The sequence below is a fragment of the Polynucleobacter sp. Latsch14-2 genome (assembly GCF_018881925.1).
Classification (GTDB): domain Bacteria; phylum Pseudomonadota; class Gammaproteobacteria; order Burkholderiales; family Burkholderiaceae; genus Polynucleobacter.
This window is the reverse complement of sequence record NZ_JACVPL010000005.1, coordinates 142,321-153,404: the sequence shown is the minus strand read 5'-3', so window position 1 is coordinate 153,404 and position 11,084 is coordinate 142,321. Positions and strand designations below refer to the sequence as shown.

General features: G+C 39.0%; 12 protein-coding genes. 7 read left to right on the top strand and 5 right to left on the bottom strand.

Annotated features, from left to right (window positions below; translation table 11 throughout):
* Positions 1–403 (top strand): integrase core domain-containing protein (locus tag ICN46_RS06585; RefSeq protein ID WP_216206226.1); only part of this gene is annotated, 403 nt, incomplete at its 5' end.
* A gap of 554 nt (positions 404–957) precedes the next feature.
* On the opposite strand, the gene ICN46_RS06580 is transcribed toward ICN46_RS06585, so the two are convergent.
* Both ICN46_RS06580 and ICN46_RS06575 read right to left on the bottom strand, forming a co-directional pair.
* Positions 958–1,422, bottom strand: coding sequence for a membrane lipoprotein lipid attachment site-containing protein (locus ICN46_RS06580; RefSeq protein WP_216206223.1), 465 nt, complete (start codon positions 1,420–1,422; stop codon positions 958–960).
* Positions 1,419–1,700: a hypothetical protein gene (locus ICN46_RS06575; protein ID WP_215311736.1), complete on the bottom strand. Its 282-nt coding sequence runs from the start codon at positions 1,698–1,700 to the stop codon at positions 1,419–1,421. Before ICN46_RS06575 ends, ICN46_RS06580 begins: the two co-directional genes overlap by 4 nt.
* 387 nt (positions 1,701–2,087) lie before the next feature.
* On the opposite strand from ICN46_RS06575, the gene ICN46_RS06570 reads away from it, so the two are divergent.
* Genes ICN46_RS06570 through ICN46_RS06555 form a run of 4 tightly spaced genes read left to right on the top strand, consistent with a single transcriptional unit; the run spans position 2,088 to position 5,991 of the window.
* On the top strand, positions 2,088–3,527 hold the full coding sequence (locus tag ICN46_RS06570) for a hypothetical protein (protein WP_215311734.1): 1,440 nt from the start codon (positions 2,088–2,090) through the stop codon (positions 3,525–3,527).
* Positions 3,520–4,314: a hypothetical protein gene (locus ICN46_RS06565; protein ID WP_215311732.1), complete on the top strand. Its 795-nt coding sequence runs from the start codon at positions 3,520–3,522 to the stop codon at positions 4,312–4,314. The genes ICN46_RS06570 and ICN46_RS06565 overlap by 8 nt, the downstream gene beginning before the upstream one ends.
* Positions 4,314–5,303, top strand: a complete 990-nt coding sequence (locus tag ICN46_RS06560) for a hypothetical protein (protein ID WP_215311730.1) — start codon at positions 4,314–4,316, stop codon at positions 5,301–5,303. Before ICN46_RS06565 ends, ICN46_RS06560 begins: the two co-directional genes overlap by 1 nt.
* A 4-nt stretch (positions 5,304–5,307) precedes the next feature.
* Entirely contained in the window at positions 5,308–5,991 is a 684-nt protein-coding gene (locus tag ICN46_RS06555; protein WP_215311728.1) for a hypothetical protein, read from the top strand.
* Between the two features lie 5 nt (positions 5,992–5,996).
* Here ICN46_RS06555 and ICN46_RS06550 read toward each other — a convergent pair whose 3' ends face one another.
* The gene (locus ICN46_RS06550; RefSeq protein ID WP_071461741.1) at positions 5,997–6,665 is read right to left on the bottom strand and encodes an IS1595 family transposase; all 669 of its coding nucleotides are present in this window, start codon (positions 6,663–6,665) and stop codon (positions 5,997–5,999) included.
* A 136-nt stretch (positions 6,666–6,801) separates the two neighbouring features.
* Between ICN46_RS06550 and ICN46_RS06545 the strand changes: the two genes are divergently transcribed.
* The gene (locus ICN46_RS06545) at positions 6,802–7,221 is read left to right on the top strand and encodes a hypothetical protein (protein WP_215311508.1); all 420 of its coding nucleotides are present in this window, start codon (positions 6,802–6,804) and stop codon (positions 7,219–7,221) included.
* A 13-nt stretch (positions 7,222–7,234) separates the two neighbouring features.
* Positions 7,235–7,759: a hypothetical protein gene (locus tag ICN46_RS06540; protein WP_215311506.1), complete on the top strand. Its 525-nt coding sequence runs from the start codon at positions 7,235–7,237 to the stop codon at positions 7,757–7,759.
* Here the strand turns inward: ICN46_RS06540 and ICN46_RS06535 are convergent.
* Together ICN46_RS06535 and ICN46_RS06530 are read right to left on the bottom strand one after the other, a co-directional pair.
* Positions 7,756–9,513, bottom strand: coding sequence for a restriction endonuclease (locus ICN46_RS06535; RefSeq protein ID WP_215311504.1), 1,758 nt, complete (start codon positions 9,511–9,513; stop codon positions 7,756–7,758). The two genes, ICN46_RS06540 and ICN46_RS06535, sit on opposite strands and share 4 nt — an antisense overlap.
* Before the next feature lie 58 nt (positions 9,514–9,571).
* Complete coding sequence (locus ICN46_RS06530) at positions 9,572–11,068, bottom strand: J domain-containing protein (protein WP_215311502.1); 1,497 nt, start codon at positions 11,066–11,068, stop codon at positions 9,572–9,574.
* Between the last annotated feature and the right edge of the window lie 16 nt (positions 11,069–11,084).

Sequence of the window (11,084 nt, the reverse complement as noted above, 5' to 3'; positions counted from 1 at the left end):
AGCGACGACTAAACCCCCTGCCAAAACACTTTTGCAACAGCAAGATAAGTTTGAAGACTTTATCCATGAGTACAACTATGAGCGGCCCCATCAAGCCCTGGAGATGAAAAAACCGGCACAGCTCTATACCCCCTCGACCCGAAAATATGAAGGGCTACCCGATGTGAGTTATCCCTTCCACGATAAGACAGTGACCGTGACTAACTGCGGACGCATCTGTTTAGATGGTAAGAAGATTCACTTTAGTACGGTGTTCGCTGGTCATGACGTAGGCTTACGGCAGGTCGAAGACGACGTGTGGTTAGTGAGCTTTATGGATTACGATATGGCTTACTTTGATATGGAGTCTTCTCGGGTACAAGCCTTAGAAAACCCATTTGGTCCCAAAGTATTGGGGATGTGATTGGTAAAGGTGTAAACCATGTGGTCGGTACCGGACGTAAAGCATGTGTCCGGTACGTACCTTTGTCTAACTGGTGGGTCGGGCGAGATTCGAACTCGCGACCAACGGATTAAAAGAGCTGTTTTAACGTCGACGGACTCAATTTAACACTAAAATTCACTACATAAACGGGTAGGGTTGAGATACGTTGCCCCCACCAGCCTAATGACTGTTTTCTGCCTGTAGGGAGGCACTCAAATACTTACCTTTGGAATATTTGAAAATTGGCACCAGGTGAGGTTGGGTGGTCTCTTCGATATAGTTGGAGATTCAGTTGGATACATTGATTATTTCTCTCTGATTATTGTTTTCTTTTACTTTATTTAGTATTAGGCCGCAATCAAGCATTAGGCGGAAATTTAAAAGAGCCGCCTACAATGTAGCAAACAAGAAAGCCAATCCAGCCTGGAATCGAAAAAAAGATCCAAAGGAAATATAGAGGTCCGCCGCTGAGGGCCCCAAAACCACAAAGCACTAGCCAGGCTAGCGATATTCCCCAAACTACTCGAAGTAATCTATTTTTCATCTTTTATTAATTCGTATTCAAAGATCTTCTTTGCATCTTTTTCAATAGTGACGGCTATAGTTACTTTGCCAGCAGGGTCATCATCAGAAATGGTCCATGAACCAAAAAGAAACCCATCATTTTTTTTATCATCTTTGTAAATCTTTACGTTTGCCCCACCATCAGATATCTCATATTTATCCGTATCCTTGAATTTCCAACTTCCTTTGCCGGCTAGCTGTACATCTTGAATATAGGAAATGACGGGAAGGTTTGACCTGTATGCTATCCGCCAATAATAGGTAGTACCAACTTTATAAGGAATATTTTTTGCCGTAGTAAGGGCAAGCTTTCCATCATCATCTCTTTTGAGGATGCCCGAGTTTCCAGTAAGAATCTCTACGCGAGGATAGTTTTTGTTGTTGCAACCGCTTAAGGCTAGCAAAAAGAGCGTAAATATAAAAAGTCGTTTCATGAGCTAGATACCATTAAAAGAATAATAGCGATAACAAATCCAGCCTCAATTAAATGTTCATATTCATTTGCTATGGAGAGCTGCTTCTTAGTAATATCAATTTCCCCATAATTACTAATCGCATATAGCCAGGTAGGTGAGGAAACAATTTTCTCTCCGAAAAAAGTTTGCTTAGTAAATATGCCATCAACCTCCGTCAAGCCGTCACAGGAAAAATTTTTTGAATCGACTACTTTGCAATTTTCAAGAGTGCCAAATACTGAATTGTCGTTACTCAATCTCAACCCCTTAAGGCTGTATGTCACCTCTTGGCGCTCGGGGTTTACTTGAAGTGTTAGCTTGTCTGTGACTCTAAATTCGCGACATTGTTCAATTTTTGGTCTTAAAGATACTGTCTTGAAGCATGTCAGGTTTGGGCTATATAGATAAACGGTTAAGTTTTGGTCGCTGCAGGCAGAGAGGATTAGCAAAAATGCGAGGGAAACTAGGGTTTTGATTGGAAATTTATGCATCAATCGTTATTCTGGCTGTTATGTGGGGTAATTTGCTTAGTTTGACTAGTCTAAGACAGTAATATTATGGAATTAAGATTTATAACCGTCTTGCATCAAATCAATTAATTGCCTTATGTAAAAACATAGGGTTTATACTAATAGGGCCATTAAATGTCTAATTTGATTCAATACCTTGATAAGGCTAAAAAAGAAGGGCTTAAGGGCGGTCAAACTGGCAACCCACCACCTCATGCTGAAAGCCCTGATGCTAATGAGGTTGGGTATGTCGTAGCAGCACAAAAGCTTTTTAACGTAGAAAAAGAAAAATTTTACAAAGCTAAAGCTGAGATTGATAAAAAAATTCATAACGCCTCAAGTGAGCTTGATGAACTTGAGTCTGAAATATCAATGATGAACGGCGTAGAAAATTTAGAAGAGATGGTGAGTTCCAGGCTTGATGAGAGTTCAAATAAGCATAAGGCCGTAATAAAAGATTTTTTATTAAAAGAAGCCTCTTTAAAAACATTCAAAATTGTTAACAACATTCATAGAGAGGCTCACTATCCAGGGGACTTTCATTCCCATTTTTCATGGATATTTCTGATATTAGCCATTGAATCAGTGGCGAACGCATATTTCTTTAGTGCTAATACTGGCTTAGCACAGGGTGCAATAATTGCGTTAGCTTTTTCATTTATAAATGTCAGTATCGGTGTAATAGCGGGACTGGCATTTAGATTTAAGAATTCAAATGATCAAGCTCAAAAGATCTTCGGGTGGCTGGCTATATTTATAGGGGTTCTATTGCTGGTTTGGATTAACTCCACAACAGCAACCGCACGCTCACTTACCGAGTTGGCAAAATCACAAAATTTACCAATTATGGATGGTGAGCTATGGATGCGAGCTTTATCTGATGGTGTAAAAATATTTACGCTGGATATTCCATTTAAAGATCAAAACGGATTTCTATTGTTTTTTGTGGGTTTGATTTCCGCTGGCATATCCATTTGGAAGGGGTATACATCATTAGATGAAATTCCTGGCTATACACAGCCGGATAAGTTGGTTAAATCTGCTCAGCGTGATAAAGAGGCCATTGAAAAAGAGTGTGTTCTATTGGCTCAAAAATCTGCAAAGGAAGAAAGAGACAAGAGAGATAAAGCAAAGCGAGAGATTCAAAAGGTTATTGCAACAATGGGAAGAATTGCAAGTGAATTTAAGCAGTCCTGCGTGATTCTGAATGCTAAGAAGTGTGAGATCCAATCAGATTTTAAGCAGCTGATAGTTGCATATAGAAATTCTGTAAGAGCAGTCACTCCTGTTGGAGTTCCAGGATACTTTCACGAGGAGCCAAATGCTGAATTAGAAATTAATGAATATGAAATACAGGAAACAAATCAGAAAATTGAGGAGTTAACAGCGCGTGCTAATGGCTTACAGACGTCTTATGGGCCAATTTTGCAGGAGCAGATTGTGGCAATTGATGGCTCGAGAGCTATGGTTATGGCAAAAATAAACGATTTCTTTCAGAAATCTAAAGATGAGGCGCGAGAAGAGTTAGGGGATGCAATTCACGTGATTAATATGAAGGTTGGAGCGCATGAATAAGGAAGTAAAAAATAGATATGCGATTGGAGTGGGTTTAATAGCATTAATTCTTATTGCATTTGCATATACAAAGATGAACAAACTCCCGGATTGCCAGCAAGATCCCGCCGCAAAAATTGTTGTGATCATAGACCAAACTGATCCTGTAACGCCTCTGCAGCGCGATGAAATTGGAAAAAGAGTCTTAACTTTTCTCAATAATGCGAGGATTAAGTCACCAATAATTTACAGTGCAGCAGAAATAAAACAGCAGGATGCTCCCGTTAATTCATTAGTGAGTATTTTTAATATTACTAGCGACTATAAAAACTTAAAGCCGGCTCTAGTGGCGTGTCGTCCAGCTGGTAAGTCGGATGTGAATGCCATCACAGATGATCCCCAATCCAAAGAGCGGGATTACAAGAAATTATTTTTAAATCCAGTTAGTGAAAAGATAGCTATGACGGGTGTTCCTGATAAGGCCTCACCAATCTTAGAGACTTTAGCAGCGATTTCTAGAACAAACTACTTCAGTCCTATGGGTAGCGGTAAGCCCAAAACTAAAGTTTTGATATTTTCTGATTTAGTCCAATTTAGCGACTCTTTAAATATGTATGGTTGCGTAGATCCAGCCTCAATAAAAGACTCATCCCTTATCACAAGTGTCAGGGAGTCTTACAAAAATGCTGAGGTTTATTTGAATGTAATTGATAGAGATAAGAAAGACTCGCTCAATTTACCAACTAATCGATGCTTGAGTTTATTTTGGCAGCAGGAATTAAATCCTGTTGAAAGTGAGGCTTTGTAATGAATTTAAATAAATATTTTTTCTCTGCATTTGGCTTGATGCTTCTTGGTGGTTTATTGGCTTTCCTACCTGACGGGCCATCATACGATCGCTTGAAAAGTTTACAAGTACTTGTAATCTTCTTTGGCGGATTTAGCCCATTGTTTTACTACTACTACGAACTTTTGCAGATTCAAACAAAAGGACGAAAGGGGGACTCAATTCAAATTCATTTGACTGAAATTGAAATTGATTCAATCTATTACCTGGGCTTTTTAATTACTCTTTCCACATTAGTGATTTCAATAGGTATGAATATCCTTACATCCTCTGTGAATCCGCTAGCCGTGGTTGGGCAATTTTCCCTTGGCCTTGTTGCAACTGGTTTTGCCTTATGGGGGCGCTTAGATTTGCAGCAGAGAAATTCTAGATTGACTGATCCTGAGGCTGCTGTAGATGAATATGTTTCGAAGATGGAAAGAGTCGTATATGACGTTGATACTTCTTATGCGAAGTTACAAACGGTATTTGCCAATGCTTCAGCCAATTTTGAAAGATCGTCACAGCTTTTGGAGAATTTCTCAGAATCTTTAACAAGAATTAATGTTGAGATGGTAGGCGCCGCAGACTCATTGGGTACAGGATTGAGTGTAATTCATGACAAGTCTGACAACATTGATCAGGCGCTCGACTCCCTACTTGTTTTATCTACAAATCTAAAGAAGGTTGATGGGCTGGTGAGTGATTTTGGTAAGTCGATTAAATCATTGGATAAATCTGGAATTGGTGAGGTTGTAAATTCTGTAGAAAGTGCTTCTGTAGCATTGAATAAGTCAGCTAAGAATTTCGAAAAGGAACTCTCAGATTCTGCAAGGTCAATATCGAGTAAATCCACCAGCTTTGCAAATGACCTCAACTCTTCTACGCAGCAATTAGGTAATGCATTAACCGGCCTTTCATCTGCATTGGTTTCTGTTGCAAATAAAGTTGCCGAGACTTTAAAACGTTAAAGATATGGCCTTAAACACTAAAGACAATTTCTTTCTATTCACGCTTATAGATTTCTTGCTTCAAATTATATTTGTTGGGCTTTTTGTTTTTTTTATGACAATGCAGAATCCTGAAAAAGGTTTGCCTACTGAGCTAATACAAAAAATTAAACAGGCAGGTGTTCAGGAGGTAGCTGAATTAATTGAAACAGCAAATAAACTGGTCCCTCTGGATCGTTTAAAAGAGTTAGTTGAGTTATTGAAGCAATTTAAGAATATTGACGAGTTAAAAGATGCTTTAGCTGTAATAAGAAAGCTTGAGCCAGAAGGTGTTAAAGATATTCTCGACACCCCAAAAGATAAGTTAAAGCAATGGTTAGGCAATTTACGTGGGTCACCCCCATGCTTTAAGAATGAGTCTGGTGGCGCTAAGGCAATATTTACCATTGCTGGATATGATAGCTATTACAAGATTTATGGCATTACTGACTCTGGTAAAGAGGTTTTTAAGGTAACTGGCATTACTTTCCAAGACAATCAGGAAATTAAGCCTCAGGAGTTACGCGATTTCGGCGCCAAGTCAAAGCAAGTGTATAAAAACTGCAGCAATTACGTTGTGTACGATGCAATGGTTGATCGCCACTCTGTATTTAATGATGTCAGAGCTTGGTTTGTTCCAAGTACAGGAAAAATTGGGTATAAAAAATAAGGTAATTAGGGCGAAACGTAACCAAAGTACAGTTGTAAAAAGAGTTTAAAGACATTCTCTTTGCGGTGGTTGTAACGATACTCGATTTCTTTTAAATACATCGGAAAATGGTACCTCGAAACACCTCGGTAGTTGTACAGAATATGTTTAGCATAACTCCAAAAACCCTCGATGCCGTTAATATGGTTCTTGGTTCGTTTATTGACAAATTCCTTGGAGTGATTGACCACCAAATGCTTACCAAAGCGCTGCAAAGACTGATAGCCCCGAAAGGCATCCGTATAGTAAACCGAGCCCTTGCGAGTATGGTTCTCGATATGGGTCAAAAGGGTCTGCGCCGAGACCGACTCCACCACCTTGGTGTAGACCCTGCCATCACGCTCCAAAAGGCCAAAGACGATGCTTTTGCCTCTCGCACCTCGGCCTCTTTGCCCCTTCCTTGCACCCCCAAAGTAGGACTCATCCATCTCAATCTCGCCCGAGAGCTTAGCGCCTTCCAGTTCAGCGGTATGAAAGAGCACCATCCTCAGTCTTTGATATACCCGGGTAATGGTCTTGGCATCCAGGCCCAGATCACTAGCCAATCGATAAGCCGGTTGCTGTTGATAAAAGCCTTGCAAGATGGCAATCTCGCGGCGCAGCTTAGAGAGGCTTTTTTGCTTAGAGCAAAGCATGCATTTAACATAGCTACGCGCCGTCTTTACGGTCTTAAAGGAACCACAAAAAATACACTTGCGACCATTCAAAAAGTTGGTCGCACAACTAAAAACTGTATGAGCCCCAATAACCATAAGTATCTCCAAGGATACAATGGTTACGAAACGCCCTAATTACCAAAAATTAATGCTTCTAGATAAAAAAGCATCCGCCAATTTAACTCATATTAAATGGGTTTCTAAGCAAATTAGAGTTCTTAATGTTTTTGCTTCTGCAAAAACAGTTTTAGCGCGACAGACTCTAAGCGAGGATCTATATAGAGCTGGAAAGATTAGCGATAAACCTTACACTCAAGAAGATATAGATAAGCGTTTAAGAGAGGTTGTCAAGGAGGAGAAGCGTGTATCCATTGAAAGTTTGGAAAGCTCTGACTTTAGTTCAGACTCTATTGTCGTACAGATACTACTTTATCCCTTGCGAGTGCTTGGTCAGGTAACTATTCTTGCTCTTTGGATTATCTTCTGGCTCCCTATCCACATCGTATGGAATAAGCTAAAGTCCTTCTTTAATTGATGGGCTTTAATCAATGGCAATAACAGTACCAATTTTTTCTAATTTTTTTAAGCGTAAATATCCTGGTTTTGTTACCAAGGAGATTTATCAAGCCCCCAATCATTTTCCGTATCAAATGGCATTACTTGCAGGCCCTTACTATGGCGACGAGGACTACTACGGCTCCCTATTGATAGATTTGTCTAAGATGGAAGAGTGGGCCACTCACCATGCAAAAGCCACATGGACTTCTGTAACTGCTGAGCAAGAGGCCAAAGAGTACTTTCCAAGATGGGTTAGTGTGTTTAATCAATATGTGGATGCAATCACTTTTTTGGATAAAAGCCAGAGAGGCTTTCTTAAGCCCTATGCCCTAGATTTTGTTAATAAAGGTTGGTTTCAGATTTACTGTCCAAATTGCAAAGAATTTTTCCATGAAATTAAAAATAATGATCATGGTAAAGATCGGCTCGGCTCCACAATTAAATGGATTGCTGAATGGCAATGCCCTAATGGGCATGTCCTACACTATAAGAAGCACGAAATAAGGATTTTTTAAGAATTACGTTGCTGTAATTTTGCTTCTTTTATGTCAATCCTTGCCTTATGGCCGTGCTTGCTCATAAGGTGAAGTAGGTTTGCGCCATTAAGCAGCACAAGGGGTTTATCTTTTGCAAAGCTATAAGCATCAGGACCATAGTCGGATGTTGTGACTAGGACCCCTTTATTTGCACCCTCGTTTAAAACTGTGCCATATAAATCTCGAACGGCTGATACAGTCACAGTATTTGTATATCTCTTGGCTTGGATGACGATCTTTCCGCCGCGAATTGGGTCTGGATCAAATGCTATTGCGTCAACTCCTCCATCACGGCTTGCTTGAGTAATTTTTACTTCACCACCATTAGTAGAAAATTCTTTGGCAAAGAGCTCGCGAATTAAATGTTCAAAGTCTTGCCAGTCCATCGCAGCCAAATTCGTTGAATCATCCATAGTATCTGCAACATCATGAGCCGCAACAAAGCGACTATCATCTCTTTGTATATTCATAATTGGTGCTATGGGAGATATGCCGTGCAATTTTGAGCTCGCTACACCCTTCAAGTTTTTGAAGCATGCTTTTGGATCTACAAGACCTAGATTAATTGCAAGAAATTCTTCTTTGCTAGCTTGTATAGAAATAATGCACGCTGATGTATTGTGCCCTGAGCTCTTATCAACATAATTAACTATGCCGTTAAAAACTATAGACTCAATATGGTGGGGAGGATCAGACTTAAATACTTCATAAATAGTTCGGAGCGCAGTCTGGTAGATGACCTCATCAAATAGTTTATTTAAGTCTGCTTGAGAAATATGTTTTTCTTGAAACTCTTCTCTGGTTTGGATGAATTTAACTTCCCTAAGAGTTGGAAGCTCATCTATGTAGGGTAATAAATATTCAATTAATAAAGTTTTTGTTTCAGGCGTATATTCCAATTCAAATTCTTTTGGAAAAAAATTAGGGTAGTCAGAGTGAGATAAGACAGTCTCTGTATAGTGAACAATTGCTTCAGAGTCACCCGTTGCATAAGTGGAATCAAGTAGATCAAGCTCTGCATTTTGATTCTGAACATTAATCTTGTAATCCTCTCTAGCCTGTTCCCACGAATTAACATCATTCTTATATTGTTTGTCTATCTCTTTAATGGCGGATTTGAAAGTTTTTTGGGCCGATTCAAACTCTTGATTTGCAGATACCTTATCTTTAATCCAATATGCATGATCATTTTCAAAGAGAAGTTGTGCAGCCTTAATCTTCGAAGCTCCAAAGCCCAATAATTTCTCTAAAAAGTTAATTTTGGGTAAATATCGTGGATTGGTCTGTATTGGCTCTGGACCAACATCTTTAATTTTTGGCTCATCCGGATATTTTTCTTTCTTTGGCTTAGGTCCGGAAAAATCTGCAGTAATTTTCAAGCTTTTGAGATCAAGGGGCCCCGCAGTTTCGAGTGATGAAACCAGAAGAGTTTTTAATTCTTCCAAACGAAATTGTGCTTCTTCTGTTCTTTCTACAGCCTCATTCTGACTTCTGGATAAATGAGATCTATGCTCAGCTTTCTTATTCCGTGCATCCTGCTTTTCACATACCTCATTCCATTTATTAGCCCACTCTTTTGCTTGCATCTCAGCTAGAGTTCCTACCATTCCAGGGCTGCTTGCTTTAATTAGCCTAGATTTATTTAATCCTGGATGCATAACATGGCAGTAATAATGAAGAATCTGTCCTTTTGCGGAGTGGTGGGCAAGTATTTGTCCAATTTGGGTTTTCATAAATGAATATTCCGAGATTTATCTTATTGCTATTACGAATAGTGGCTTGAGCGATGCTTCATTGCGGTGATTCTAGGTTTGCTTTTGCATCACTGTAGTAAAGACGAATTTGTTCACTAGTAAATTCAGGAAACGCAATCGGAAGGTAGGTTTCTTGCCTTTTGCTAAATGCATCATCAGTTAAATAATTGGTGGTTGGGCCGGGATCTTTATATCCCTTTCCGGCCATAAACTCTCTAAAACCCTTATCCATACCCATTACAAGTTTGTCATAAAAATAGCAGGACCTTAATTCCTCTATATCGTTACCATTTGTGGTTGCATCGACATAGCATTTTTGTAAATCTACAATAACTCCCGACATGCCAGACTTTTTCATCTTCGAATCAAACCTCTTTGAGATGGAATCCGCTGAAGCTTGTGTATATCTATCAGACTCTGCAGAATTTTTAGCAATATTTTGTAGGGTAATCTTGCATTTATGCTCAGTTAAAAGGCTCATCCTAAAATTTACTAAACTCGTAACAGAGTTTGATTTGTTATGCGCGCCCAACCATTTCAACATGTCATCAACTGTTTTTTTTCTATCTGCATCGGAAGCAAGATTTTCAGGGCAAATATATTGATTTCGATATTCTGATTCGGACAAAGATTCGATTGGTCTAGAGAGCATCGAAGATGCTTGCGGATTATCAATGCCACAAACTCCCCAATAGCTACTATCTGCTTTTGGTTCATTTTCTTTCGGCCCAAAAATATTGATTTGGTTTGTTGAATTTGAATCTAGGAAATATGCTATTCCCTTGGGGCCAATTTGATAAAGTCTTTTGTTTGGTTCTGCTAAATCTTTACTACATAGAATCTGCACCTTGCTATTCCCATATTTTTTCAAAATGTCCTCGCTTGTGGAAGAGCAGCCTACTCCATTTAACTGGTCGTTAAATTTATAGGAGTAACTTGTACATAAATGACTTATTTGATCTAGCCTTTGTGAAGACTTATTAAATCTAAAAAGAAAATTTCCATCTTCGCTTAAGTATGCAACATCGCTTTCAGTGTCTAGGGTGGGAGAAGCCTTAATAGAGTGCTTGAACCTAAAGTCATCCAACTTTTCTCCAAGCGAATATTGATCTATTGAAGAAACTACTATTGGCAATGAATTAATATAAGAATTAACTTTTCCAATTAATAGCAGAAATATAAAAATTAGAACGCCAATTTTTATATTTCTATTGCTTTGAAAGAGGGATATAAAAATTCTGTAGTACTTTTGAAGCTCTCTATTGTTAAGATGGCTTCCAGAAGCTGGCTTATTATTTGCGTTATGGCCGGGATTCGAATTTAGCCACTCATCATATTGAGCTTTTTTCTCCGGATGTGACAAAACTTCAAACGCTGCGTTAATTTGCTTCATCATATCCTCAGCAAACTTAGTATTTTCCGGGTATTTATCCGGATGGTAAGCGGAGGCTAACTTTCTATATGACCGGCGGATATCGTACTCGTTTGCATCACGCTTTAAATTTAATATTTGGTAATAGTCTTTGGTTGTCATTTGGAGGTTCTAATTG